The organism is Janthinobacterium sp. BJB401, from assembly GCF_013372745.1.
GTDB lineage: Bacteria > Pseudomonadota > Gammaproteobacteria > Burkholderiales > Burkholderiaceae_D > Janthinobacterium > Janthinobacterium rivuli.
Map to the genome: position 1 here is coordinate 40,492 of NZ_JABXFH010000002.1, position 26,959 is coordinate 67,450.

At 63.1% G+C, this 26,959-nt stretch carries 22 protein-coding genes and 4 tRNA genes; 20 read left to right on the forward strand and 6 right to left on the reverse strand.

The annotated features are described in order from the left end of the window. Positions 1–60 precede the first annotated feature (60 nt). The 4 genes from HWE17_RS01875 (at position 61) to HWE17_RS01890 (ending at position 3,520) form a co-directional block, all read left to right on the forward strand. The gene (locus HWE17_RS01875) at positions 61–1,206 is read left to right on the forward strand and encodes an ankyrin repeat domain-containing protein (RefSeq protein ID WP_176387650.1); all 1,146 of its coding nucleotides are present in this window, start codon (positions 61–63) and stop codon (positions 1,204–1,206) included. A 111-nt stretch (positions 1,207–1,317) separates the two neighbouring features. Then, complete coding sequence (locus HWE17_RS01880; RefSeq protein WP_255206080.1) at positions 1,318–2,460, forward strand: glycosyltransferase; 1,143 nt, start codon at positions 1,318–1,320, stop codon at positions 2,458–2,460. Continuing rightward, positions 2,457–2,939 (forward strand): hypothetical protein, encoded by a 483-nt coding sequence (locus tag HWE17_RS01885; RefSeq protein WP_035823918.1) that lies wholly within the window; start codon positions 2,457–2,459, stop codon positions 2,937–2,939. The genes HWE17_RS01880 and HWE17_RS01885 overlap by 4 nt, the downstream gene beginning before the upstream one ends. Then, a complete protein-coding gene (locus tag HWE17_RS01890) occupies positions 2,936–3,520 on the forward strand; it encodes a tyrosine-protein phosphatase (protein WP_176387651.1) in 585 nt (194 codons plus the stop codon). The genes HWE17_RS01885 and HWE17_RS01890 overlap by 4 nt, the downstream gene beginning before the upstream one ends. Positions 3,521–3,584: 64 nt before the next feature. Here HWE17_RS01890 and HWE17_RS01895 read toward each other — a convergent pair whose 3' ends face one another. Next, a complete protein-coding gene (locus HWE17_RS01895; protein WP_176387652.1) occupies positions 3,585–6,125 on the reverse strand; it encodes a P-loop NTPase fold protein in 2,541 nt (846 codons plus the stop codon). A gap of 55 nt (positions 6,126–6,180) precedes the next feature. On the opposite strand from HWE17_RS01895, the gene kefC reads away from it, so the two are divergent. From kefC to HWE17_RS01910, 3 genes are all read left to right on the forward strand, one after another. After that, positions 6,181–7,995 carry a glutathione-regulated potassium-efflux system protein KefC gene (gene kefC, locus HWE17_RS01900; RefSeq protein ID WP_176387653.1) on the forward strand — a complete coding sequence of 605 codons (1,815 nt, stop codon included), beginning with the start codon at positions 6,181–6,183 and terminating at the stop codon, positions 7,993–7,995. Positions 7,996–8,230: 235 nt separating this feature from the next. Then, complete coding sequence (locus tag HWE17_RS01905) at positions 8,231–9,097, forward strand: ABC transporter ATP-binding protein (protein ID WP_099401254.1); 867 nt, start codon at positions 8,231–8,233, stop codon at positions 9,095–9,097. Between the two features lie 10 nt (positions 9,098–9,107). Further along, positions 9,108–12,701, forward strand: coding sequence for a M1 family aminopeptidase (locus HWE17_RS01910; protein WP_176387654.1), 3,594 nt, complete (start codon positions 9,108–9,110; stop codon positions 12,699–12,701). Here the strand turns inward: HWE17_RS01910 and HWE17_RS01915 are convergent. The 5 genes from HWE17_RS01915 to HWE17_RS01935 form a co-directional block, all read right to left on the reverse strand. Beyond that, positions 12,688–13,386: a LytTR family DNA-binding domain-containing protein gene (locus HWE17_RS01915; protein ID WP_176387655.1), complete on the reverse strand. Its 699-nt coding sequence runs from the start codon at positions 13,384–13,386 to the stop codon at positions 12,688–12,690. The genes HWE17_RS01910 and HWE17_RS01915 overlap by 14 nt on opposite strands. Beyond that, positions 13,377–14,483, reverse strand: a complete 1,107-nt coding sequence (locus HWE17_RS01920; protein ID WP_369681699.1) for a sensor histidine kinase — start codon at positions 14,481–14,483, stop codon at positions 13,377–13,379. Before HWE17_RS01920 ends, HWE17_RS01915 begins: the two co-directional genes overlap by 10 nt. Further along, positions 14,435–15,379, reverse strand: a complete 945-nt coding sequence (gene ttcA, locus HWE17_RS01925; RefSeq protein WP_255206089.1) for a tRNA 2-thiocytidine(32) synthetase TtcA — start codon at positions 15,377–15,379, stop codon at positions 14,435–14,437. Before ttcA ends, HWE17_RS01920 begins: the two co-directional genes overlap by 49 nt. Positions 15,380–15,402: 23 nt before the next feature. Beyond that, positions 15,403–15,801 (reverse strand): dihydroneopterin aldolase, encoded by a 399-nt coding sequence (locus HWE17_RS01930; protein ID WP_102297542.1) that lies wholly within the window; start codon positions 15,799–15,801, stop codon positions 15,403–15,405. A gap of 61 nt (positions 15,802–15,862) precedes the next feature. Continuing rightward, positions 15,863–16,651 carry an SDR family oxidoreductase gene (locus HWE17_RS01935; protein ID WP_176387656.1) on the reverse strand — a complete coding sequence of 263 codons (789 nt, stop codon included), beginning with the start codon at positions 16,649–16,651 and terminating at the stop codon, positions 15,863–15,865. 74 nt (positions 16,652–16,725) lie between these two features. Here HWE17_RS01935 and HWE17_RS01940 point away from each other — a divergent pair, with 74 nt between their 5' ends. The 13 genes from HWE17_RS01940 (at position 16,726) to rplA (ending at position 26,833) form a co-directional block, all read left to right on the forward strand. Next, complete coding sequence (locus HWE17_RS01940) at positions 16,726–17,877, forward strand: class I SAM-dependent methyltransferase (RefSeq protein WP_176387657.1); 1,152 nt, start codon at positions 16,726–16,728, stop codon at positions 17,875–17,877. 149 nt (positions 17,878–18,026) lie between these two features. Beyond that, entirely contained in the window at positions 18,027–19,115 is a 1,089-nt protein-coding gene (locus HWE17_RS01945; protein ID WP_176387658.1) for a J domain-containing protein, read from the forward strand. 63 nt (positions 19,116–19,178) lie between these two features. Then, entirely contained in the window at positions 19,179–20,774 is a 1,596-nt protein-coding gene (locus tag HWE17_RS01950) for a DUF3369 domain-containing protein (protein WP_099401259.1), read from the forward strand. A gap of 133 nt (positions 20,775–20,907) precedes the next feature. After that, a complete protein-coding gene (locus HWE17_RS01955) occupies positions 20,908–22,554 on the forward strand; it encodes a tetratricopeptide repeat-containing response regulator (protein WP_176387659.1) in 1,647 nt (548 codons plus the stop codon). A 232-nt stretch (positions 22,555–22,786) separates the two neighbouring features. After that, positions 22,787–22,871, forward strand: a tRNA-Tyr gene (locus HWE17_RS01960). Positions 22,872–22,934: 63 nt separating this feature from the next. Further along, positions 22,935–23,008: transfer RNA gene (locus tag HWE17_RS01965), tRNA-Gly, on the forward strand. A gap of 43 nt (positions 23,009–23,051) precedes the next feature. Then, a tRNA-Thr gene (locus HWE17_RS01970) sits at positions 23,052–23,126 on the forward strand. Positions 23,127–23,214: 88 nt separating this feature from the next. After that, on the forward strand, positions 23,215–24,405 hold the full coding sequence (tuf, locus tag HWE17_RS01975; RefSeq protein WP_034753125.1) for an elongation factor Tu: 1,191 nt from the start codon (positions 23,215–23,217) through the stop codon (positions 24,403–24,405). Between the two features lie 66 nt (positions 24,406–24,471). Beyond that, positions 24,472–24,547: transfer RNA gene (locus HWE17_RS01980), tRNA-Trp, on the forward strand. A gap of 32 nt (positions 24,548–24,579) precedes the next feature. Beyond that, complete coding sequence (secE, locus tag HWE17_RS01985) at positions 24,580–24,963, forward strand: preprotein translocase subunit SecE (RefSeq protein WP_035823944.1); 384 nt, start codon at positions 24,580–24,582, stop codon at positions 24,961–24,963. Then, complete coding sequence (nusG, locus tag HWE17_RS01990) at positions 24,963–25,589, forward strand: transcription termination/antitermination protein NusG (RefSeq protein ID WP_034753130.1); 627 nt, start codon at positions 24,963–24,965, stop codon at positions 25,587–25,589. The genes secE and nusG overlap by 1 nt, the downstream gene beginning before the upstream one ends. A 114-nt stretch (positions 25,590–25,703) precedes the next feature. Then, positions 25,704–26,138 (forward strand): 50S ribosomal protein L11, encoded by a 435-nt coding sequence (rplK, locus tag HWE17_RS01995; protein WP_034753131.1) that lies wholly within the window; start codon positions 25,704–25,706, stop codon positions 26,136–26,138. Continuing rightward, positions 26,138–26,833 (forward strand): 50S ribosomal protein L1, encoded by a 696-nt coding sequence (rplA, locus tag HWE17_RS02000; RefSeq protein ID WP_034753134.1) that lies wholly within the window; start codon positions 26,138–26,140, stop codon positions 26,831–26,833. The genes rplK and rplA overlap by 1 nt, the downstream gene beginning before the upstream one ends. Positions 26,834–26,959: the final 126 nt, after the last annotated feature.

The window sequence follows — 26,959 nt, forward strand, 5'->3', positions numbered from 1 at the left end:
CGAAAGAAAATGCTATTCTCCGCTCGATGATGGCGCCGCCACCACGAGCAGGGAACAGGCATGGTCGACAAAACACTCTATAACCAGCACCGCGAAGCGTTTTTTCGCCTGTGCGACGCCGTCGGTGAGAATCAGGTGGAACAGGTGCGCAGCCTGCTGGAGGCTACACCGCTGCTGTTGACCTTGCGCCGCTACAACATGGATGACGGCGAATCGCTGCTGCACCTGGCCGCGGCCGGCGGCAGCCGCGAGGTCTGCGCCCTGCTCGTATCGCTGGGCATGGACGTCGATCTGCCCCTGCCCGGTTACCGCAACCTGACGCCGCTGGATGCGGCGGCCAGCCATGGCCACCTCGATACCTGCCGCTGGCTGCTTGAGCAGGGCGCCGCCGTCGATGGCCTGCCGGACAATATACTCTCGCCGCTGGACAGCGCCTGCGTTGGCGGCCACCAGGACGTGGTCGCATTGCTGCTGCAGCGGGGCGCCAATCCGAACCGCCTGCATACGCGCTGGAACCAGGCGCCCGTCGATATCGCCACCGGCTGGGGCTTTCCCGCCATCGCCCGATTGCTCGCTGCCGCCGGCGGCGTGAGCATACTCGACGTGCCGCAGCAAGCGGCCGCGTCGCCGCAGGAGGCGATCCGCACCTTCATGCACAACAGCGCCGGCTGGGTGCTGCCGGCCGTGTTCAGCCCGGACAGTGGCGACGCGCGCTTTTCGCTGGGCATCAGCTGCATCGGCGGCAAGCGCGATTTCAAGCTGTTGTTTACGGTTGGCCTGTTCCAGCAATCCCCGATGACGGAGCTGGCTGTGTGCCTGCCGGCCCGCTGGCCGCTGACCGTGCACGGCTTCGCGGAGCACAGCCCCTGGCGCTTTCCCGTGGCGCTGCTGGCACGCCTGGGACGGCGCACGCTCGACCAGGCCAGCCTGGCGGCGGGCGAGCTGCTGCGGCGCGACGATCCGCACCTGGCGGACCTGGCCTGGCCGGACGGCGTCGATGCGATGCTGGCCATCGACAAGCGCTGGAATCCGGCGCCGGAGGAAGAAGACATCGCCGACGATGACAAGGTCACCATCTATCTGCTGGTGCCGGTGACGTTCACGAAGAAAGGCGCGCCCGACGCCAGCGCCTTGCCGGCCTTGATGGAGCGCAAGCTCAAAGGCAGCTGGAAAGTGTCGGCCTTGCCCATCCCCGTCATTGGCTAGCGCCGGCCTGCACGCGCGCATGGCCAGATCAAGCCGGCCAGCTTGCAGCAATGTTATCCTGCCAATAAATTTTCCGCGTCCGCGCTCACCTGTTCCCCGGATTGGTTTTCCATGACACAAAAAATTCTACTCCTGAGCGTTTCGGCCGGCGCCGGCCACATGCGCGCGGCGCAGGCCATCGAGGCATATGCGGCGCGCGATGGCCACGGTGGTGGCCCTGCGGCGCTGGCCCTGCATCTCGACGTGATGGATTTCGTCACGCCCGCCTTCCGCAAGCTGTACACGGATTTCTATATCAAGCTGGTCAACAAGGCGCCCGCGCTGTGGGGCTATCTGTATCACGCCACCCACGACGCGCCGCGCGACAGTTCGATGCAGCGCTTGCGCCGCGGCGTCGAGCGCCTCAATACGCGCGCGCTGATGACGCAGATCGCCGCCTTCCAGCCCGACGCCATCCTCTGCACGCATTTCCTGCCGGCCGAACTGCTGTCGCGCGCACTGCGCCAGCAGCAGCTGGCTTGCCCCGTGTGGGTGCAGGTCACGGATTTCGACTTGCACCGCATGTGGGTGCACGAGCAGATGCAGGGCTATTTCGCCGCCACCGACGAAGTGGCGTTCCGCATGCGCCACGAAGGCATCCCCGCCGAGCGCATCCACGTGACGGGCATCCCCATCATGCCCGCGTTCGCGCAGGCGCCCGATCGCGTGCAGTGCGCGCAGGCGTTTGGCCTCGATCCGCGGCGCACGACGATCCTGCTGATGGGCGGCGGAGCGGGACTGGGCAGCCTGGAAACGGTCGCCGCGCGCCTGCTGGCGCTGCCAGGCGACTTCCAGCTGATCGTGCTGGCGGGGAAAAACGCCGCCGCGCTGGTGGCGCTGCAGACACTGGCCGGCCAGTATCCGGGCCGGCTGCTGGCGCAAGGCTTCACCAGCGAAGTCGAGCGCCTGATGGCGTGCGCCGACCTGGTGATCACCAAGCCGGGCGGCCTGACCACGTCCGAATGCCTGGCGCTGGGCTTGCCCATGATCGTCAACTCGCCGATACCCGGCCAGGAAGAGCGCAATGCCGACTATCTGCTGGAGCAGGGCGTGGCCTTGAAGGCATTCGATGCCGTCACCCTGGAATACCGCGTGCGCCTGTTGCTTGAACATCCTGAACAGTTGCAAGCCATGCGCGCAAAGGCGCTGGCCCTGGGCCGTCCGCGCGCCGCCTGTGACGTGTTGACGCAGGTGCTGGCGCAGAGCGTGGCATGACGGGCGCCGTAGCAAAACCCTGGCAGATCGCCCTGACGCTGGCCTGGGTGGCGCTGCTGGGATTATTTTTTGCGCAGGTGGAAATCCAGATCGAAGGCGCGGCCGGCTGGGCCGCGAACCTGCCCACCTGGCGCATCGAAAGCCATTGGCTGCTCGATATCTTCTGGGGCGGGCGTCCGATGACGGGCTACCATGCCTGGGTCTTTCCCTTTATCGCCCTGTTTTTCCATTTCCCCATGATCTTCCTGGCGCAATGGTCGCTGCGTCTTGAATGTCGCGCCATCGGCTGCATCATGCTGTTCTGGATCATCGAGGATTATCTGTGGTTCGTGCTCAATCCCGCCTATGGCGTGGCGCACTTCAATCCGGCCCACATCGCCTGGCACAAGCACTGGCTGTGGTGGGCGCCGACCGACTACTGGGTGTCGCTGCTGCTGGCCGGCGTACTGCTGTGGTTTTCATACAAGAGGAAGTCATGACCTTGCCACCCTCGTCGTATCTCCTGCTGTTGTCCCTGGCCCTGGCGGCCGGTTCCGCCGGCGCGCAGGCGCCCCTGCCGTCGCAGCGCAATGCCGAGTGGGCCACGCCGCTGCCGCAGGTGTCGAACCTGCACCAGGTCACGCCCGTCCTGTACCGCAGCGCCAGGCTCGATAGCAGCGACGTGGCCCAGCTGCAGGCGCTGGGCGTGAAGACGGTGATCAGCCTGCGCTCCTTTCACTCAGATACGCAGGTGCTCGATGGCAGCGGCATCCGTGCCGTACGCATTCCCATCAATACCTGGGCCATCCGCGACAAGCACGTGATCGACACCATGCGCGCCATCCGCGCCGCAGCACAGCAGGGACCCGTGCTGCTGCATTGCCTGCACGGCGCCGACCGCACGGGCATGATGGCAGCCATGTACCGCATGCTGTACCAGGACTGGCCGCGCGAGAAGGCGATCGACGAGCTGAAAAATGGCGGGTACGGCTATCACGCCGTATGGAAGAACATCGAAAGCTACCTCAAGCGCGTCGACGTGGCGGCACTGCGCGCGCAGATTGACGGAAAGGCTCCCTGAGCCATGCTGCTGGAGAGGCGTGACTGCCTCCCATCGCCGGCACTGACCGCGCATTCGCGACACATTAATAAAACCCGATCACCGCGCCGCTGGACAGGCGCTCTTCCCTTGGCAGCGATGTTTCATGCGAAAAAAAATGGTAGATCTCGGGATCTTCCAGCCAGCTCACTTGGCCGGAAGGCAGGCCTAGCCGGATAGCGGCGCTGGTGCTCCATTTTTCACGGTCATTGTCGGGCAAGGCGCTGCATTCCTCGAGACAGCACAAGCGCCTGGAGACCACATCATCCATGCTGGGCGTGGTGCTGGCATGGGGCGGCATCGAGCCACCCCATTGCAGCCACAGGGCCATGTCCGGCCAGCGTATGCATAGCACGATCCAGCGCTGGTATTGCGCCAGCGACGGCACCGGCAAGCCATGGCTTATCCGTGCAATGCGCAGCAGCAGCACAAAGCGCACGAAATTGAGCGTGCGCTTGATTTCCCGTGGCCCGCACGCATACTCTTTGCTGATGCCGCGCAGGACGGTCTGCACGTCTTTGCCATCCCGCATGAATTGCGAGCTGGCGCGGCGCTGCCGCTCACTGGCGTCCTGTGGCGCCTCGCTTTTCGTCCGGGCATGCGTTTGCGCTTCCGCTGCGCCGGCATGGGAAGCCTGTTGTGCCCCGGATCCTGCCGACGCGGTAGCGCCGGCCTGCGATTCCGAGCCGATCAGATAATCGATAAATTTGCCATTTTTCAAATGCCGGCTGGGCGGAATGGTAAACGCCAGCTGGATGAATTTGTCCATGAAGCGCCATCCCAGCGGCACCAGTTTTTCATAGGAGGGCAATTGCTTCTTGATGTCCCTGTGCGCGTGCTCGAGCGCCGCCGCCACGATCTGCGGATCCATGCCGATCACAAACAGGAATTCGGATTGGTCGCCTGCCAGGAACGTGTTGATACCCTCGACGACGCTGGCAATTTTGCCGGGCGAGCAACGGTCGAGGTCATCGATGAAGATGACCAGGGGCGCGATGACGGACGCGCCATCGCCATGTTGCGTGCGACGCTGGGGCAGAGAGTGCATCACGCGTCGCAAATCCTGGTGAATCTGGTGCATGATGCCGACCGTCCTGGCATAGTCGGGCACGCGGACATATTCCGCCAGACTGAATTTGGCAGGCTCGTCCGCTACCTTTTTTCTACTGCTGAAGAAGGCCTGTACCGCATACACGGTAATCGCAATTTGCGTGCCGATGGCTGTCGGAATGGCCACGGCAGCGGCATCGAGCCATGTCCTGATCGCCGCAGGCAGACTATCGGGCGGAATGAGCGACACGCTCACCAGACTGATGATCAGGCCCATGGCGCCCAGCAGCCAGCGGCGCACCTTGATCCACCAGAAAGTGCCGACCCGGTCATAGATTTTTCTGCGCACCACGCCATCGTCTATGCGCGACAGATTCAGGCGCAACAGGAATAGCTCGCGTTCGACAGGGCTCAGCCGGTCGCTGACCTGACTGACGATGGCGTCCACCAGGCCGGCCCAGACTTGCTCGGAACTTTCGTATTTCCAGGCATTGAACCAGACGGTCCAGCGCTTGCTTTCGTCGACGAATACTTGCTTGTCGGGCCCGGATTTCCGGTCGAGAAAGCGCAGCACATCGCGCGTCTTGAACGTGCCGCTTTCTGGCTCGGCGGGCCTCGGAGGATCGAGCTGATGCTGGATCTGGCGCATCAGCGAAGATTTGCCGGCGCCCCATGGCGCCTGGATGCTGATACTGATGGAGCCGCGGGTTTGGTCGCTGGTGAGGAAAGCCACGATCGCGATCGCGTATTGCGCAAATTCCATGTAGTCCAGCAATGAAGGGTGGTCATGCGCCAGAATGTCGAGTACGTTTTCGGGTGATTGCTGGGCCACCTTGGCCAGCGGGTGCCGTTCGTAGGCGGCTTGCAGCTGTGCCATGTCGATGCCCATCTGGTGCAGCAAGGACATGAATTTGCCTTCCTTTAAGGACCATAGCGCGCTGATCAAGTCGCCCACCGTGACGCTGTCGCGACCGGCCTGGCGTGCCGCGACAGCCGCATTGCTCAGCCATTTTTCGGCATTCAGCGAATAGGTAAGCTCGTCCTTACTGGTCTCGCTGGCCAAGGGGGCGCTGATACTGCTGTATTGGAACGAAAAATATCCGGACCATGTCGCCTGCAAGCTCTCACCGGCCAGTTCCTTGAGTGCGCGGCTAAAAAAGAGCGCGTCGGGCGGCGCCTGTATTGATGGCTGTACAAGGTCATCGGCCCTGGCCAGGGTGAACAGCATCAGGCTGGTGGTGATCGAACGTGACGGCGGATCTTTCATTGTGGCCAGCGCGTGGGCCTGGCGCAGCAATGCCAATAGCTCGCTGCCCGGGGCAGGCATCGCTGGCCGTTCTTCCACCAGCGCCGACCTGGACTCGGTGTTGCCGTCTGACTGTTCTCTCATGATGGCCGCTCCTCGATTGGCCGGCCGGGTATCCGGGACACTCAGGCTGCCATGCTTGATTTTTCGCCTATTTGACGTGCGCCATCTGTGCCAGATCAATCGTCTGGCTGTCTGTGCCAACCTGCTTTCAGGCATGGATTTGGACATGCCGGGGGCGAATCAGGCATGATTGCGATTCCAATCACGTTTTACCGGACTCCGCATGGAACACCACAGCTTTCTCATCAACATACTGTTTTACCTGGTCGCCGCCATCATCATGGTGCCGCTGGCCAAGCGTCTGGGCATGGGCGCCGTGCTGGGCTACCTGGTGGCTGGCGTCGTCATCGGACCGTGGGGCCTGGGCCTGATCAAGAATGTCGAGGTGATCCTCAGCTTTTCCGAATTCGGCGTGGTGCTGCTGTTGTTCCTGATCGGGCTGGAACTCGAACCGAAACGCTTGTGGCTGCTGCGCCGGCCGATTTTCGGCTGGGGCGGGGCGCAGGTGGGCGTCGTCAGCGCGGGCTTGTGCGCCGTGGCCATGGCCTTTGGCGTGGACTGGCGCACGGCGCTGGTCGGTGCGCTGGGACTGTCGCTGTCGTCGACGGCCATCGTGCTGGCCACCTTGGGCGAACGCAAGCTGATGACTACGCCGGCCGGTTCCGCCGGCTTTTCCATTTTGCTGTTCCAGGATATCGCCGCCATTCCCATGATCGCGCTGGTGCCGCTCTTGGGCGGCCTCGTCACGCACAGCGGCGAACCGGGCTGGCTGCGCGTGGCCAAGCTGGCCGCCGTGCTGGCGGCGCTGGTGATCGGCGGGCGCTTCCTTGTGAACCCCATTCTGCGCTTCATCGCCAGGACGGATTTGCGCGAAATCTTCACGGCCTTCGCCCTGCTGCTGGTGATCGCCATCTGCGTGCTGATGGAATCGGTGGGCCTGTCGATGGCGCTGGGCACCTTCATGGCGGGTGTGCTGCTGGCCGATTCCGAATACCGCCATGAGCTCATTTCCGACCTGGAGCCGTTCAAGGGCCTGTTATTGGGCCTGTTCTTCATCGCCGTCGGCATGTCCGTCGATTTCGGCGTGCTGCGCGCCCAGCCGCTGCTGATCCTGGGCCTGGTGGCGGGGCTGCTGGCGGTGAAAATCGCCTTGCTGTACGTGCTGTCGAAGTTTGTCGACATTCCCCGCGGCCAGCAGCTGTTCTTTGCGCTGCTGCTGTCGCAGGGCGGCGAATTCGCCTTCGTCGTGTTTGCCGCCGCCGAGGCCGCGCACGTGTTTGCGCCGGAGACGGCCGCGCTGCTGGTCGTGGTGGTGACCCTGTCGATGGTGGCCACGCCCTTGCTGCTGCTGGCGCACGACAAATTCGTCGCGCCGCGCCTGCAGAGCGACAAGAAGCGCCGCCCCGACGACCATATCGAGGCGCAGGACAACCCCATCGTCATTGCCGGCTTCGGCCGTTTCGGCCAGATCATCGGCCGCCTGCTGGCGGCCAACAAGATCGGCGTGACGGTGCTCGATCACGACCCGGACCAGATCGACCTGCTGCGCAAGTTCGGCTTTAAAGTGTTTTATGGCGACGCCACGCGCGTGGACTTGCTGGTGGCGGCCGGCATCGAAAAGGCCAGGGCGCTGGTGATCGCCATCGACAACGTGGAAGACAGCCTGGCCCTGGTCGACGCGGTGCGCCTGCGCCTGCCCGAATTGACGATACTGGCGCGCGCGCGCAACGTCACGCATTACTATGAATTGATGAAGCGCGGTGTGACCCTGATCGAGCGCGAGACGTTCGCGGCGGCCCTGCTGCTGGGCGAGCAGACCTTGCAGCAGGTGGGCTTCAGCGCGGAGCGGGCGCAGCGCGCGGCCGGCATCTTTGGCCGGCATAACCTGAAAACCCTGCTGGAAGTGGCGCCGCACTTCCAGGACCAGCAAAAAGTCATGTCCCTCACGCGCCAGGCGCGCGAGGAGCTGGAAGACATGTTCGAGAGCGATGCGGCGGCGTTTGCGGCAGAGAAGGTGGAAGACGGTAGGCCGGATTAGCGGCGGAGCCGCGTAATCCGACACAGTGTTGGCGTAGGTGGTGGTGTCATCATCCGCTTGCCGTCGGCCAGCGGCGCATAGATGGCGTAATAGTCGCGGTGAAGGAACGCACTGGCGCGCCGTTCGTCACGCTTTTCGACCGTTCGCCTGGCACATTGCGCCGTTCGTGTGGCGCCGCTGGCGTGGCCGGCGGCGCGCCGCTACGCTGGACTTCTTTCTACTCCGGAGTCCCGCCATGCTATCGCTCAAAGCGCTCGACAAAACCTACGACAACGGCGTTCACGCCATCAATAACGTCAGCCTGGAAATTCCCGCCGGTCTGTTTGGCCTGCTCGGGCCGAATGGCGCCGGCAAGTCCTCGCTGATGCGCACCATCGCCACCCTGCAGGATCCCGACAGCGGCAGCATGCGGTTCAATGGCGTCGACGTCGCCAGCGACAAGGCGGCGCTGCGGCGCCAGCTCGGCTACCTGCCGCAGGATTTTGGCGTCTATCCCCGGGTCAGCGCGGTCGAGCTGCTCAATCACTTTGCCATCCTGAAGGGACTGCATCAGCGGGGCGAGCGGCGCGAGGCGGTCGAGGCGCTGCTGCAGCTGACCAATCTGTGGGAGGTGCGCAAGCGCGCCGTCGCCAGCTATTCGGGCGGCATGCGCCAGCGCTTCGGCATCGCCCAGGCGCTGCTGGGCGCGCCGCGCCTGGTGATCGTCGACGAACCGACCGCCGGCCTGGATCCCGATGAACGCCAGCGCTTCCTGAACCTGCTGGCGCGCATCGGCGACAACGTGGTGGTGATCCTGTCGACCCACATCGTCGAAGACGTGACCAATCTGTGTCCCCGCATGGCCATGATCGCCAAGGGGCGCGTGCTGATCGACGGCGCGCCGCAGGCGGCGATCGCCACCTTGCAGGACCGCGTCTGGCGCCGCAGTGTCAGCGATGCCGAACTGGCGCAGTACCAGCGGCACTGCACGGTGCTGTCGAGCCGACTGGTGGCGGGCCGCACGCAGATCAACGTGTATGCGGACAGCCAGCCCGATGACGGTTTCCGACGCGTCGAACCGGACCTGGAAGACGTCTACTTTCTGCAACTGCGCGCTGCCTGAGGAGAACACCATGTGGCAGGAATTTTTTCGCTTCGATTTGCGCTACCAGTTGCGCCAGCCCTTGCTGTGGCTGATGACGGTGCCTCTGATGGCCGGCGCCTTTTTGACGGCTGGCAGCCCGACCTTCCGCCTCGGCGGCGGCATCGGCAATGTGCACCTGAACGCGCCGGCCGTGATCGCCAACCAGCTTGGCGTACTGAGCATGCTCGCCATGTTCCTCGTGCCCGTGTTCATCGCCGGCGCCGTGCTGCGCGACAGCGACGCCGGCATCGCCGACCTGCTGTACGCCACGCCGATGCGCAAGCGCGACTACCTGGGCGGGCGCTTCCTGGCCGGCCTGGCGGCCTGCCTGCTGGTCTTCGTGCTGGTGCTGCTGGCGATGATGCTCGGTTCGCTCACTTCCGCTGCCGATCCCGAGCGGCTCAACCCCGTCACGCCGCTGCCCTATCTGTGGAGCTTTGCCGTCTTTATCGTGCCCAATGTGCTGTTTGTCGCCGCGCTGCTGATGCTGCTGGCCGTGGCCGGGCGCTCGATGCTGCTCGTGTACGTGGGCGTGCTGGCGTTTTTCGTGCTGTGGGCGGCTTCCGGCCTGCTGGCCGGGCGTCCCGCGCTGGCCATGACGGCGGCCTTGCTGGACCCGTTCGGCGTGCGCGCCCTGGCGCTGGCCACGCGCTACTTCACCAGCGCGGAAATGAATACGGCGCTGCCGCCGCTGGCCGGCCTGCTGCTGGCCAACCGCCTGCTGTGGAGCGTGCTGTCGCTGTCGCTGCTGGCGGCCACCATCTGGCTGTTCAAGCCGCAGCGCGCCGGCGCTGCCCGCAGCTGGTTCCGGCGCGCCGCCCGCGCGCAGCCGGCACCTGTTGCCATCGCCGCGACCGGCCCCGCGCTGCGCCCCGTCACGCCGCAGTTTGGCATGGCCACGGCATGGCGGCAGTTCTGGCATGTGCTGCGCTTCGACACCTTGGGCGTGCTGAAAAGCGTGCCTTTCCTCGTCATGCTGTTGCTCGCGCTGGCCAACTTCATCGCCAATGTCAGCGTCGGCGGCTTGCGCTTTGACAGCGTGCCGTATCCGCTGACGCGCCTGATGCTGGTCGAGCTGGCCGACAGCCTGAATGTTGTGCTGGCCATCGTCGTGATGTTCTACAGTGGTGAACTCGTATGGCGCGACCGGCAGGCGAAGATCGCCGACCTGACGGATGCCCTGCCCGTGCCGGGCTGGCTGCCGCTGCTGGCCAGGTGCGGCGCCTTGACCGCCGTGGTGGCCGTGTTCCTGGGCGCCGGCGTGCTGGCGGCGCTGGCGGTGCAACTGCTGCAGGGCGGCGTGCGCCCGGAACCGCTGCTGTACCTGCAAGGCACGCTGATGAACACCGCCTGGTTCGTGCTGATGGCGCTGGCCATGCTGGCGCTGCAGGTCATCGTCAACCAGAAATATGTCGCGTATGCGCTCTCGCTGTTGCTGGTGATGCTCAAGCCGCTGCTGACCGCGCTGGGCTTCGAGCATCCGCTGTACCGCTTTGCCTCGCTGCCGGAACTGGTGTACTCGGATTTGAACGGCTATGGCGGCCTGCTGGCCGGCTGGCTGTGGTTCGCGCTGTACTGGACGCTGGGCACGGTGGCGCTGCTGCTGGTGGCGCAGGCTTTTCGCCCGTCGGGGCGCGCGGCCCGCTGGCGCGTGCGCTGGTCGCAAGGCGTGCGGCGCCTGCACGGCGCCAGCGGCTGGGCCCTGGCCCTGAGCCTGGCTGGCTTTGCCGTCAGCGGCAGCTGGATCGCCTACAACCTGCACGTGCTGAACCACTATCAGTCCGGCGCGCAGCAGCTCGATGCGCGCGCCGACCATGAGCGGCGCTACCGCCAGTATCTGGCGCTGCCGCAGCCCGGCATCACGGCCATTGCGGCCAATGTCGACCTGTATCCGGCGCAGCGCAGCGCGGCGATACGTGGCCGCTATCGCGTGAAGAATCGTGGCGCGACGCCGCTGCGCACGCTGTACCTGCAGATGGATACGGCGGCGCAGACCACCTGGCAGGCACTGCCCGCGCACCGCGTGCTGGTCGACGATGCGCGCCATGGCGTGCGCATCATCGAACTGGCGCAGGCGCTGGCGCCGGGCGCGACGCTCGATCTCGCGTTTCTCGTCAACGTGCGCCAGCAGGGCTTTACGGCCAGCGGCCAGCCCGAGGGCGTGCAGCACAACGGCAGCTATTTCACCATCGAGCAGTATTTCCCGCACCTGGGCTACAACGCGTCGCAGGAGATCGCGGACAGCGGCGAACGCCGGCAGCGCGGCCTGGGCGCGCCGCATGGCATGCCCAAGCTCGACGACCTGCAGGCGCGCTACAGCAATTACTGGAAGCAGTGGGGCATCTATGGCGACCTGGTCGACTTCCAGACCACCATTTCCACCAGCGCGGACCAGGTGGCGATCGCGCCGGGCACGCTGGAGCGCAGCTGGGAAAAGGATGGCCGCCGCTATTTCAGTTACCGCATGGCGCAGCCGGCGCTGCCTTTCTTTGCCTTCCAGTCCGGCCGCTGGCAGGTGCGGCGCGCGCAATGGCAGGATGTGGCGATCGAGGTGCATCACGATGCGAAGCACGCGTGGAATACCGGCAGCATGATCGCCGGCGCGCAGCAGGCGCTGGCCTACAACACGGCGCACTTCGGCCCCTACCCGCAGCGGCACTTGCGCATCGTCGAGTTTCCCCTGTACCAGCAGTATGCGCGCAGCTTTCCGGGCCTGATTCCGTTTTCGGAGTCGCTCGGCTTCATCAGCGACCTGCGCGACCCCGATGGCGTCGACCATGTGTTCTATGTCACGGCGCATGAAGTGGCGCACCAGTGGTGGGGCGACCAGCTGATCGCCGCCAACGTGCAGGGCAGCGGCATGCTGACCGAATCGCTGGCCGAGTATTCGGCGCTGATGGCGGTGGAGCAGCGCTACGGCGCCGAGAAGGTGCGGCGCATCCTGCGCTTCGACCTCGATGCCTACCTGGCCGGCCGTGGCCGGGAGCAGGGCCGCGAACTGCCCCTGTTTCGCAGCGAGGGCCAGGCGTATATCGAGTACCGCAAAGGCAGCCTGGCGTTCTACCGCCTGCGCGTCGAAATCGGCGAAGCGGCCTTGAACCGCGCCCTGAAAGCCTTCCTGACGCAGCATCGCTATCGCAGCGCGCCCTATGCGACCAGCCGCGACCTGCTGTCCTTTATCCGCGCCGAAACGCCGGCGGCGCAACAGCAGCTGGTCACCGACCTGTTCGAGCGCGTCGTCCTGTACGACAACTGCCTGGCCGGCGCCAGCGCGCTGCGCCGCGCCGACGGCCGCTGGGACGTGACCTTGCAAGTGCAGCTGGCCAAGCTGGAAGCCGACGGCAAGGGACGCGACACGCCGCGCGTCTACGATGAACCGGTCGATGTGGCGGTATATGCCGATGGCGCACCACAGCGCCTGCTGTACCGGGGCAAGCACCGCTTGCCCGGCGGGGCGTCATCGGCGGCGGTGACGGTGACGGTCGATGCGCCACCGGGCGAAGCGGTGCTGGACCCGGAGCAGCTGCTGATCGAACGCAATGCGGTGGACAACCGCCGGCGCGTACAGCTTACAGGCGGTTGAGTTGCCTGAAGACGAGGGCGCGCCGGCGCGACATGCCCACGCGCAGGTCGCCGTGCAGGGTGAGCGTCATGCCGCCTGCGGGCGCCGGCGCGATGCCCGTCACGCTGGCGAGGTTGACGATGCGGCTGCGGCTGACGCGCATGAATTTCGCCGCGTCCAGCCGCGCTTCAAGCTGCACCAGTGAGCGCAGCAGCAGCGGACGGTGATTATCGAAATACACGCGCGTGTAATTGCCTTCCGATTCGAACAGCGCGATATCGTCGAGCGCCACGAACCAGCAGCGCTCCCCATCCTTGATGAAGACCTTGCCATCGGCGGCCACCGCCCCGGCGTCCTGGGGCGCGGGCCGGCGCTTTTCGAGCGCTTGCGCCAGGCGTGGCGGATCGATGGGTTTGAGCAGGTAGTCGAGGGCGCTGACGTCAAAGGCGCGCAGCGCATAGCGGTCGTAGGCCGTGGTGAAGATCACGGCCGGCGCTTGCGCGAGCGCCGCCAGCAGATCGAAGCCGCTGCCATCGGGCATGTGCACGTCGAGGAACACCAGCTCCGGCGCCAGCGCCGCGATCTGCTGCAAGCCTTCCTGCACATTGGCCGCTTCGCCGACCACGCTGACCCATGGATGCTCGAGCAGCAGGCGGCGCAACTCGTCGCGCGCCAGCCGTTCATCGTCGATGATCATCACGCGCATGTCTTCTCCCGGGGTAGTGTGACGGTGGCGATGACCCAGCCATCGTGTTCGGCCAGGCGGCAGGTGGCGCCCGCGCCAAACAGCAGATGCAGGCGCTGGCCGGCATTGGCCAGGCCCACGCGCGTCGAGCCGCTGTCGGCTGCCAGCTTGCCCTGGTTCGCCACGCGCAGCAGCACCGTGTCATCGGCGCGGCGCGCCTCGATGCGCACGGCGCAGGGGCCGGTGCTGCGCTCGACGCCATGCTTGATGGCGTTTTCGACCAGGGTTTGCAGCAGCATCGGCGGCAGTGCCACGGCCTCGAGGCCGGGGTCGATATCCTGGCTCAGTTGCAGCCGCTCTTCAAAGCGCAGCTTTTCCATGCCGAGATAGGCTTGCAGCGCGGCCAGCTCGGCGTCGAGCCGTACCGTGCCGGACAAGCCCGTCTGCAGATTGTGGCGCATCATGGCGGCCAGCTGGTTCATGGCGCGCGCGGCCGCCTGCACGTCCTGGAACATCAGCGCGCGGATGCTGTTCATGCTGTTGAAGAAAAAGTGGGGATTGACTTGCGCCTGCAAGGCGCGCAATTCGGCGTCCTTGACATGGATTTCCAGCTGCAGCTTGTCGAACGCCAGCCGCGTGGCGTGGCGGCGCGCCAGCGCCAGGGTGTACAGCAGCGTCCACAGCGCGAACACGATATACCAGATCACCGTCAGGATCGCCACGGTGGCCGGCAGTTCGGCGCGGTCCTGCAGCAGGGCGCCGTTGCGGAACAGCAGCTCGGCCAGCAGCACGGCGCCCGTTTGCAGCACGCTGAGCAGCAGCAGGCCGGCGCCGATGCGCGCCAGCGGCAATCTGTCTTGCGCTCCCTTGATCCAGCCATGGCGCCGCAGGTGGTTGCGCCAGCCGTGCGACAGGCCCAGGCCCGTCAGCGCGCAAAAGACCTTGGCCACCGAGAACCACAGCACCTGGTCTGTGTAGCCGCCGCCCCAGGAGGCGTACACGCCCAGCGCCGCCAGCGCGCCCCAGCCGGCGCACTGCGCGATCCAGTAGTCGCGCGGCGTGCGCACGGTCAGGCTTGTTGCAGCGCGATGGTGCCGAACGTGGTCGGCGTCGAGCACGGCTCTTCATCGAAGGCGATGTCGCCCATGGGGCTGGCCACGCCGTCCGCTTGCAAATCCTTGAAGCCGAACAGTTTCGGATCCATCAAGTGCGATGGCGCCACGTTCGACAGGGCCGAGAAGATGCTTTCCACGCGGCCGGGGAATTTCTTGTCCCATTCGCGCATCAGGCCCTTGATCTGCTTGCGCTGCAGATTTTCCTGCGAACCGCACAGGTCGCATGGAATGATGGGGAAGCCTTTGACTTCCGCATAGCGCTGCGTGTCTTCTTCCTTCACGTAGGCCATCGGGCGGATGACGATGTGCTTGCCGTCGTCCGATTGCAGCTTGGCCGGCATGCCTTTCAGTTTGCCACCGAAGAACATGTTCAGGAAGAACGTTTCCAGGATGTCATCGCGGTGGTGGCCCAGGGCGATCTTGTTGGCGCCCAGCTCGTCGGCCACGCGGTACAGGATGCCGCGGCGCAGGCGCGAGCACAGTGAGCAGGTGGTTTTGCCTTCCGGGATCAAACGCTTGACGATGCTGTAGGTATCCTGGTTTTCGATGTGGAAGGCCACGCCCAGTTCCGTCAGGTAGGCGGGCAGGATTTCCGGCGGGAAGTTCGGCTGTTTCTGGTCCAGGTTGACGGCGACGATGTCGAAGTGAATCGGCGCGCGTTCGCGCAAGGTCATCAAAATGTCCAGCAGCGCGTAGCTATCCTTGCCGCCGGACAGGCAGACCATCACCTTGTCGCCGTCTTCGATCATATTAAAATCGCCGATGGCTTGCCCCACCAGGCGGCACAAACGCTTGTGCAGCTTGTTGTTTTCCAGGGCGATCTTTTCCGCCTTCTTGCGCGCCAGTTTCTGCGCTTCCACGTTGGCCGGGAATTCCACGGCCGTTGTCGTCGTTTCCATGACTGCGGTGTCGTTCATATTGCTCATGCTTCATCCTTGATCTTGAATACTTCCACGCCCACGCCTTCGCAGTCGGGATACACGTCCGGTTTCATGCTTGATACGCGCGCGGCGCGCACGCGCGGGTGCGCCAGCATGGCGGCCAGCACGTCGTCGACCAGGCTTTCCTGCAGCTGCACGTGGCCTTGCGCCATGCGTTTGGCGATGGTTTCGCGCATGAAGTCGTAATCGACCACTTCTTCCAGCTGGTCATCCTTGGGCGTCGACAGGGCCAGGGGAATGTACAGGTCGACGTTGATGAGGACGCGCTGCTCGCCCTTTTTCTCGAAGTCGTAGACGCCGATGTTGATGAGGACTTCGTAATTGCGCAGGAACAGGCGGCGGCAATCGGCCAGGCGAGGGTGGAACAGGGCGGACGACATAGTTTTACCTTTTAGGGAATGCTGGAATGCTGGAATGCTGGTTGTTTGGTGTGGCTGCTGATTATTTGGTCAAAAACATGACGTCGCGCGGCAAACCGATCAAATGCTGGCCGCCATCGACCAGCAGGGTCGTGCCCGTCAGCGCGCGCGCGCCGGCCACGTAACAGACGCTGTCGGCCACATCTTCTGGCGTGCTGGAGCGTCCCAGCGGCGTGTTTTCATGCGCCTTGGCAAAGTTCGCTTGCGTCTGCTCGCCGGAAACCATGGTGATGCCGGGGGCGATGCCCACCACGCGCACTTTCGGCGCCAGCGCCTGGGCCAGCATGGTGGTCGCCGACAACAGCGCCGCCTTGGACAGGGTGTACGACAAAAAATCAGGATTGAGATTGTACAGTTTTTGATCCAGCAAGTTGATGACCACGGCTTGCCCGCCTGCCGGGGTGGCCTGGTACAGCGCCTGCGCCAGCAGGATGGGGGCGGCCAGGTTGGCGTGCATGTGGGCGTCGAGCGCGGTGAAGGAAAAATCGCCCGCATTGTCGTATTCAAACAACGATGCGTTGTTGACCACACAAGTAACGGGCCCCAGCGCCGCCTGCGCCTGCGGCAACAGCTGGCGCACGGCGTCTTCCTGCGCCAGGTCGCAGGGGAACGCGTGCGCGCGGCGGCCCAGCGCGGCGATTTCCGCCACCAGACTGAGCGCTTCCTCGCGCGAGTCGCGGTAATGCACGGCGATATCCCAGCCGTCGCGCGCCAGGCCCAGGGCGATGGCGCGGCCGAGCCGGCGCGCGGCGCCCGTGACGAGGGCGACGCGGGGAGTGCTGTCGAATGGCGTTGTCGTTGCTTCTGTCATGTCTTTGCTATGGTTGAGATATTCGGTGGACGCCACACTGGCGGCATGCGCCGCCGATTCGCTACAATGCGGGAATGTCTCTTCCCGCACCCGATAGCGACGCGCTGGCCGCGTCCCATGCCTTGCAGCACCAGATTGCCGCCGAAATCGCGCGCAATGACGGCGCCATTCCCTTTGTCCGCTTCATGGAGCTGGCGCTGTATGCGCCTGACCTCGGCTATTACAGCGGCGGCGCCGCCAAGCTGGGCAAAGATGGCGATTTTACAACCGCGCCGGAGATTTCGCCCCTGTTCGGCGCCACCCTGGCCCATGTGGCAGCCGCTATTATGGCGCAAACGGCCCCCCGCATCCTCGAATTCGGCGCCGGCACGGGCAAGCTGGCCTGCGATATCCTGACGGAAGCGGCGCAGGCCGGCATCGCCATTGAACAGTATGCGATCGTCGAATTGTCCGGCGAATTGCGCGCGCGCCAGGAGCTGGCGCTGGCCGGCTTCCCGCAAGTGGTGTGGCTCGACGGTTTCCCCGACAGTTTCGAGGGCGCCGTGTTCGGCAATGAAGTGCTCGACGCCATGCCCGTCAACCTGATCAGCAAGACGCCTGCCGGCTGGTGCGAACTCGACGTCAGCATTGCCGACGGCCAGTTCGTGTTTGTCGAACGGCTTGCCGGCGATGACGTGGCCGCGCAGATCGCCGCCCAGGTGCCGGACGCCGATGCCTTGCCGGTCGGCTATGTCACGGAAATTCATGGCGTGGCCTGCGGCTTCATGCGCTCGCTGGCGCGCATGCTGACCAATGGCAAGGGCGGCGCGGCCGTGCTGTTCGATTACGGTTTTCCTGCGCACGAGTATTACCTGGACTTGCGCGCCACGGGCACCCTGATGTGCCATTACCGCCATCATGCCCACGCGGAACCGTTTTATCTGCCCGGTTTGCAGGACATCACGGCCCACGTCGACTTTACGGCCATGGCGGTGGCGGCGCAGGATGCCGGCCTTGACGTGCTCGCCTATATGAACCAGGCGTCCTTCCTGCTGGGCGCGGGCCTCGGCGATTTGCTGCTGCGCACCGATCCGCAGCAGGTCAAGACTTATTTGCCGCAAGCCAGCGCCGTGCAAAAGCTGGTGTCGCCGGCCGAGATGGGTGAATTGTTCAAGGTGCTGGTGGTGGGGCACCAGGTGGCGTTGCCGGAAGCGCTGTTGTCCAGCGACCGCAGTCACCGCCTGTAAGCGCCCGCAATATCAAGGCAGGGCAGTGCCGCCCTGCAATTTCCTGTCCGCCAGTGGTTATTATCTTGTCATATCGTATATGATGACCGACACAGCACGGTTCCATCCTGCAAGAACCCGTCGCCGCGCACCGATTTCAAGATAGAACGATGGGAAAGATACACACACACTATGACAACCTGAAAGTGGCGCGCCTGGCGCCGCAGGAAGTCATACGTGCCGCGTACAAAGCCCTCAGCCAGAAATACCACCCGGACAAGAATCCCGGCGACGAAAAGGCCGCCCGCATCATGGCGATCCTCAACAGCGCCTATGGCACCTTGTCCGATCCCCAGCGCCGCAAGGAACACGACGAGTGGATCGCCGCCGAGGAGTGGGAAATCGAATGGCTGGAAAGCACCCACCAGGAAGAAGGCAAGAGCCGCGATGGCCGCGCGAAAGGCCATGCCCAGCCGCATGAACACACGTGGGCGCAGGATGTGCCGCCGCCGAAGGGCAAGGCGCGGCGCGGCTTGCAACCCGTCTGGCGCAACTGGCGCTGGTGGCTGAGTTTGCTAGTCTGCCTGCTGCTGGGCTGGCTGGGCGCCTTGCTGATGCTCGATACGTCGCAGCCCGTGCCTGCCGCGCTGGCGTCGGCCTGGAGCGGCCTGGCCCGCGACGGCGCCCAGCCCCATGCGGAAACAGCCACGTCTGCGGCCAGTGCCGCCTCGTCGCCATCGAAAGGCGAGGCCGTGGCCGTCGATAGCTGGGCCGTGGGCAAGCCGTATGCGCCCGAACCCCCGCAAGCGAAGACGCCCGAGATCCGCGTGCTGGCCGTGTCCCAGCTGAGCCTGAAAGGCGTCCCGCCCGCCTGTGATGGGGCCGGCAAAGCCGAGTCCCCATCGCTGGTGGCGCCGAATGGCGAACCCTGGCCGGCCCATTCCGGCTATGTCGATGGTTTCCCGATTGGTAACAAGGGGGATGAACTGGCCGTGAGCATCGACAACAGCGGCAATGCCGCGCCCGTGTTCGTCAAGCTGTATGACACGGAGCGGCGCTCGAACGTGCGCTACCTGTATATCCTCGCGTACGACAAGCTGCTGGTGGAGCAGCTCAGCGCGGGCAAGTATGAAGTGCGCTACCAGGCCGTCGGGCCAGGCCAGGACAATTGCGGCGGCGCCACGCGCAGCGGCGCCTCGGCCTCGTCGCCGTCCGCCAGCGAAGGCGGTACGCAGAATCCTGTTGTAAGCAGCATCTAATCTGATTATGCTTGATAGGCGTCAACGCAGCGTCCACATCGAACTTATCCATTAGGAGTATTCATGACCGACCTCAAAGCCGATGCAGATGATAACTGGCTGCTCGACGAAGATGAGCCGGTGGCCAGTCCTGCCGGGCTGGCCGCGCCCGACCAGCGCCTGTGGCGTGTCCTGATCGTCGATGACGACGTCGATGTGCATGCGGTCACGCGGCTGGCGCTGCGCAATGTCAGTTTCAAGGGGCGTGAACTGGAACTGTTTTCCGCCTACAGCGGCCGTGAAGGGTACGAGATCCTGCGCGACACGCCCGATATCGCGCTGGTGCTGCTCGACGTGGTGATGGAAACGGATGATGCGGGCCTGATCCTCGCCAAGCGCATCCGCGCCGACCTGAACAACTCCATCGTGCGCGTCGTGCTGCGCACGGGCCAGCCGGGCCAGGCGCCCGAGCAGCGCGTCATCATCGAATACGACATCAACGATTACAAGGCCAAGACGGAACTGACGACGCAAAAGCTGTTTACCACCGTCATTTCGGCCCTGCGCGCCTACGAGAGCCTGATGATGCTCGAACGCAGCCGCATCGGCCTGGGCAAGATCCTCGCCGGCGCCACCAATCTGTACCAGATCCATTCCCTGCGCGAATTCGCTTCCGGCGTGCTGAACCAGGTCAGCGCCATCCTCGACGTAGGCGCCGACGGCGTGCTGTGCCTGATGCAGGGCGGCGCCGGGCGGCCCGAGGTGGTCGCCGCCACGGGCACGTATGCCGTGCTGGCCGAAGCGGAAGCCTTGCCGGCCGACCATGCCCTCACGCCCACCATCGCCAAGGCGTTCGCGGAAAAGCGCAGCCAGTTCGAGCATCCGGCCAATGTGCTGTTCATTCATACGGAAGGCAACCGCGAGCTGGCCATTTCCGTTACGCCGCCGTGGCCGCTGGCGCAGATCCAGCGCGATCTGCTGGAAGTGTTTTGCCAGCGCATCGCCGCCGCCTTCGACAACCTGTACATGTTCGGCCAGCTGCGCAAGGCGCAGGAAGCGACCGTGGTGGCGCTGGCCGACCTGGCCGAGTTCCGCGACAGCGACACGGGCGGCCACGTGCGGCGCGTGCAGCTGTTGTCCGACGCCATCGCCCGGCGCATGCAGCAGCGCGGCGTGTACGCCGACGAGCTCAGCCCGCAGCTGCTCGACATGATCGGCCTGGCCAGCATTCTGCACGACGTGGGCAAGGTGGCCACGCCGGATGCCGTGCTGCTCAAGCCGGGCAAGCATACGGATGAGGAACGGGCGCAGATGCAGCTGCACGCCGGCGTCGGTCGCAGCATATTGGAACGGGCCGCCAACATGGTCGACGGCGTCAGCTACCTGACGTATGGCGCGCAGATCGCCGGCGGCCACCACGAACACTTCGATGGCGCCGGTTATCCGAACGGCCTGAAAGGGCGCGACATTCCCGTGGCCGCGCGCATCGTTGCCGTGGTCGATGTTTTTGACGCCTTGCTGCACGAGCGGCCGTACAAGGAGCCGTGGCCGTATCCGCAGGTGCGCGAATACATCGAGCAGCGCAGCGGCAGCCAGTTCGATCCGGAAGTGGTGACGGCGCTGCTGGAGCTGATCGACCACGAGCCGCAACTGTGGCATCCGGAGCACGCCAGCGCTTGAGCCGCCACTTCGTTGGCATTTTTCGGCACGCCGCCATTCCCTTGCGCGCGGCGCCGTCATATACTCGGCAGCCTCATGCTGGCTGGCGCCACGCACCAGTGTGGCGCGCCGCGGAGTTTTCGGACATCACGACATGAAAGAACTCAAGGGCCTCAGCGCGCTGATCATCGAGCCGCATCCGGGCATGCGCGCCAGCCTGCACAATATGCTCAACCTGTGCGGCCTGGCGAAGATCGATGACGCGGCCAGTTCCGGCCAGGCGATCCGCATGCTGGGCAGCAAATCGTATGATCTGATCCTGTGCGAATACGATCTCGACGGCGGGCAGGATGGCCAGCAGATGCTGGAAGACTTGCGCCACCACAAATTGATGCATGCCTCGACCATGTTCTTCATGGTCACGGGCGAAGGCAGCTTCGCCAAGGTGGTCAGCGCCGTCGAACTGCTGCCCACCGATTACATCCTCAAACCTTTTACCGCTGACAACATGCTCGAGCGCATCGGCCGCGCGCTGGACAAGCGCAATGCCTTCGTGCCCGTGTATGAACTGATCGACGTGGGCAATGAGCGCGCGGCGATTGCCGCCTGCGCCGAGGGCGCCAGCCTGTATCCCCGTTATGCCACCGATTTCCTGCGCCTGCGCGCGGAACTGCATTTGCTGCTGGGCGAGGCGGCCGACGCCGAACCGATCTACGCGGGCCTGTACCAGGCCAAGTCCATCGGCTGGGCGCGTCTGGGGCAGGCCAAGACGCAGTTCCTGCTGGGGGAATACGAAGCGGCGCAGGGCACGCTGGAAGGGCTGCTGGAAAACAACAAGCGTTTTCTCGACGCGTATGACTGGCTGGCGCGCACGCATCTGGCGCAAGGCAAGCCGGACCTGGCGCAGGAGGCCCTGAGTGTAGCGGTGGCCCTGTCGCCGCATGCCGTGCGCCGCTTGCGCCGTCTGGGTGAGGCGGCCCTGGCGGCCGACGATATCGAGATGGCGGAAAAATCCCTCAAATTGGTGGTCAGCAAGGCCAAGTATTCGGAATTCCGCGACCCGGAAGACCATGTGCGCCTGGTGCAGACCCTGGTGCGCAAGGGCGACCCGCTGCAGGCGGGCGCCGTGATCCGCGACCTCGACAAGTCGATGGGCGGACAAAAGAATGCGGAACTGTGCAGCGCCCTGTGCAGCGCCATGCTGCATGCGCATACGGGCAACGAGGAGCGCCTGCAGCAATCGCTGGACGCGGCGCTGGCCGCCAACCGCCACAGCGTGGGCGGCTCGACCATGCTGAAAACGGAACTGGCGCGCCATTGCCTGGCGCATGGGCGCGAGGATGGGGCGGCCGAGGTGATGCGCGAAGTCATGCGCAACGCGCCCGACAGCGCCGCCATGACGCGCGCCATGGCCGTGTTTGAACAGGCGGGACGCGAAGAGCTGGCCAAGGCGCTGGCGCGGCAAAGCCGCCAGGAAGTGGCCGCCATGGTGGCGGCAGGCGCAGCCAGGGCGGGAGAGGGCGATTTCCGCGGCGCCGTCGACCTGATGGGCGAAGCCGTCACGCGCTTGCCCGATAATCCGCAAGTGGTCTTCAATGCGGCCGTGGCCGTGCTGAAATGCCTGGAGCACGAGGGATGGGATGAACGCATGGGACAGCAGGCGCTGACGTTTATCGCCGGCGTGCGCCGCCTGGACCCGCGCAATCCCAAATTGCCCGTGCTGTCGGGCCTGCATCAGCAGTTGTTGCGCAAATATAAGCCTTTGGGCATCTCCTGGATGCATCCGCCTGATGCCCGCTAAAGGGGGAAATGCGGGGCGAATGACGGAAAAATGCGGCTTCCCGGCAGGGGCGATAAAAAAAATCCAAAAAAAGAAGACTTTTTCTCGCCAACCCTTGCACATTCTCAAATCGGGAGCTTATAATCACGCCCCGAAGCAGCCAACTTCTTCTTTATACGCAAATGCAGCAGTCAGGCATCAGTAAATAAGGTTGACAGTTGTGAGTAGATGCTTCATACTCTGCGGTTCCCGCGGAGGGGTGGCCGAGTGGTTAAAGGCGACAGACTGTAAATCTGTTCTCTATGAGTACGCTGGTTCGAATCCAGCCCCCTCCACCAAGTTTTTGCAAGGAAAACTGGGTAGTAGCAAAAAGCAAGTGAAGATAAAGTGAACGATACCTCGCGGGTGTAGCTCAATGGTAGAGCAGAAGCCTTCCAAGCTTACGACGAGGGTTCGATTCCCTTCACCCGCTCCAGTTTCCGTTCAGATGCTTGATGCATCGCATGCAACAAATTACAGCCCTTGTAGCTCAGTGGTAGAGCACTCCCTTGGTAAGGGAGAGGCCACGTGTTCGATCCACGTCAAGGGCACCAGAATTCGCAGCAGGCAGCACAGAAGCAATTCAAACCAGACCGTCGGGCGTGTGCCTGAGCAATCTAATCAAATCATTAGGAGTTCAAAATGGCAAAAGGTAAATTCGAACGGACCAAGCCGCACGTCAACGTCGGCACCATCGGCCACGTCGACCACGGTAAAACCACGCTGACCGCTGCAATCGCAACGGTTCTGTCGAAGAAATTCGGCGGCGAAGCTAAAGCATACGACCAGATCGATGCAGCACCAGAAGAAAAAGCGCGCGGTATCACGATTAACACCGCTCACGTCGAGTACGAAACGGAAACGCGTCACTACGCGCACGTTGACTGCCCAGGCCACGCCGATTACATCAAAAACATGATTACCGGTGCTGCCCAGATGGACGGCGCGATCCTGGTGTGCTCCGCAGCTGACGGCCCAATGCCACAGACCCGCGAACACATCCTGCTGGCCCGCCAAGTTGGCGTTCCATACATCATCGTGTTCCTGAACAAGTGCGACCTGGTCGACGACGCAGAGCTGCTGGAACTGGTTGAAATGGAAGTGCGCGAGCTGTTGTCGAAGTACGAATTCCCAGGCGACGACCTGCCTATCATCAAAGGTTCGGCACGTATGGCGCTGGAAGGCAAAGAAGGCGAAATGGGCGTTGACGCGGTTCTGCGTCTGGCCGATGCGCTGGATGCTTACATCCCAACGCCAGAGCGCGCTGTTGACGGTGCTTTCCTGATGCCAGTGGAAGACGTGTTCTCGATCTCGGGTCGCGGTACCGTTGTGACCGGTCGTATCGAGCGCGGCATTGTTAAAGTCGGCGAAGAGATCGAAATCGTTGGTATCACCGATACCGTCAAAACGACTTGCACCGGCGTGGAAATGTTCCGCAAACTGCTGGACCAAGGTCAAGCAGGCGACAACGTTGGTCTGCTGCTGCGCGGCACCAAGCGTGAAGACGTGCAACGTGGTCAAGTTCTGGCCAAGCCAGGCTCGATCAAGCCGCATGCACACTTCACCGGTGAGATCTATGTTCTGTCGAAAGACGAAGGCGGCCGTCATACGCCATTCTTCAACAACTATCGTCCACAGTTCTACTTCCGCACGACGGACGTAACTGGTTCGATCGAGTTGCCAGCAGACAAAGAAATGGTCATGCCAGGCGATAACGTGTCGATCACCGTCAAGCTGATCAACCCGATCGCGATGGAAGAAGGTCTGCGCTTCGCTATCCGTGAAGGCGGCCGTACCGTCGGCGCCGGCGTGGTTGCAAAAATCCTCGCATAAGGAAATGTTATGCTTCCACCCGGGGCGTCCTGGGTGGTAGAATAGCACTCCTCGAAAGTTTTACGTAGGGACGTAGCTCAATTGGCAGAGCGTCGGTCTCCAAAACCGAAGGTTGGGGGTTCGATGCCCTCCGTCCCTGCCACCGTCAAGGTGCAGGGCACCGAAAGTAGAAAAATGTCAAATCAATCCGTGCAAACCGTTAGCACGTCGAGTGACAAGATAAAAGTCGCGCTGGCAATAGTGGCTGCGATTGCAGGAGTAGTCGGGTTTTATTACCTGGCAGGCCAACCAGCTCTGGTGCGTGCAAGCGCGCTTGTGGCTGGTTTGGTTATTGCTGTTGCGCTCTTGTATATCTCGACGACCGGCCGTGAATTTCTCAATTTCGCCAAAGAAGCTGTGCGCGAAACCAAGAAAGTCGTTTGGCCTACCCGCAAAGAAGCCACGCAGATTACTGCGATCGTGTTTGCCTTTGTGCTGGTCATGGCGATTTTCCTGTGGGGCACGGATAAATTGCTCGAGTTTTTGTTGTATGACGTAATTCTGGGTTGGAAAAAATAATGAGCGAAAATGTGCATGATGAAGCGGCGGACGAGTCCGTTCCGGGCGACGCTCCGGTAGCGGACACTGGTGCAGCGCTGAGCGTGCCAGTCAGCAGCAAGCGCTGGTATGTCGTGCATGCTTATTCCGGCATGGAAAAAAGCGTCATGCGCGCACTGACCGAGCGCATCGAGCGCGCGGGCATGCAAGACCAGTTCGGCCAGATCCTGGTGCCGATCGAAGAAGTTGTCGAAGTCAAAAATGGTGTGAAGTCCGTCACCGAACGTCGTTTCTATCCTGGCTATGTGCTGGTTGAAATGGAAATGACGGACGAGAGCTGGCACTTGGTCAAGAACACCAGCAAGGTTACCGGTTTCATTGGTGGCAAGTCGAACAAGCCGACGCCGATCTCCGCGCGCGAAATCGACGGCATCATGAAGCAGATGCAGGAAGGTGTTGAAAAGCCCCGTCCAAAAACCTTGTACGAAGTGGGCGAGCAAGTCCGCATCAAGGATGGTCCGTTCACCGACTTCAACGGCAATGTCGAAGAAGTCAACTACGAGAAATCCAAAGTACGCGTCTCGGTCACCATTTTCGGCCGCGCTACTCCGGTAGAGCTCGAATTCGGCCAGGTCGAAAAAGTTTAAGTTGTATCAGCGCCACCAGGAGCGTCGCGGCAGTCTCAGCGAAATCCGGTCAGAGGAGCCCCGCCAGGGTAGGATCGGCGGGGCGCTACTACTCAATCCAAGATAGGAGCCATCATGGCAAAGAAAATCATTGGTTTTATCAAGCTGCAAGTGCCAGCTGGTAAAGCAAACCCATCCCCACCAATCGGTCCAGCTCTGGGTCAACGTGGTCTGAACATCATGGAATTCTGCAAGGCCTTCAATGCACAGACCCAAGGTCTGGAGCCAGGCATGCCGATTCCAGTCGTGATCACCGCGTTCGCTGACAAGTCCTTCACCTTCGTGATGAAGACGCCTCCAGCAACCTACCTGATCAAAAAAGCTGCTGCGATCACCAAAGGTTCGCCGAAGCCACATACCGACAAAGTCGGTACGCTGACCCGCGCACAAGCTGAAGAAATCGCTAAATTGAAAACCCCTGATCTGACCGCTGCCGACATGGATGCTGCTGTACGCACCATCGCTGGTTCCGCTCGTTCGATTGGTATCACGGTGGAAGGTGTTGTATAATGGCTAAGTTATCCAAACGTATCAAGGCTTTGAAAGCCAAAGTCGACCGTACCAAAGTGTACGCTTTCGACAACGCTGTCGCTCTGATCAAAGAGTGCGCAACGGCCAAGTTCAATGAATCGATCGACGTATCGGTACAACTGGGTGTTGATCCTAAGAAATCCGACCAAGTGGTGCGCGGCTCCGTCGTGCTGCCAGCTGGTACCGGCAAAACCGTACGCGTGGCTGTATTCGCGTCGGGCGAAAAAGCGGAAGCGGCCAAAGCAGCTGGCGCCGACATCGTTGGTATGGAAGACCTGGCTGAGCAGATCAAAGCCGGCGACATGCCTTTCGACATCGTTATCGCTTCGCCAGATACCATGCGTATCGTTGGTACCCTGGGTCAGATCCTGGGCCCACGCGGCATGATGCCTAACCCGAAAGTTGGCACTGTTACTCCTGACGTCGCTACCGCCGTGAAAAACGCGAAAGCTGGTCAAGTTCAGTACCGTACCGACAAATCCGGTATCATCCACGCTACCATCGGCCGTAAATCGTTCGCTGACGCAGATCTGAAGTCGAATCTGGTCGCACTGATCGACGCACTGAACAAAGCCAAGCCAGCATCGAGCAAAGGCGTGTACCTGCGCAAAGTTTCGCTGTCGTCGACCATGGGCGCTGGCGTCCGTGTTGATCAGGCTAGCCTGGCAGCTTAAGTAACAGAATCAAGTCCTGTAGCGCCTTCGGGCGCTGCGGGCGCATCTTTGGGCTGTCTGTCCGGTGTTCGCACCAGGCAGGCAGACAATCAAAGACCGTTGGGCCGACTGTGATCGCACATGCAG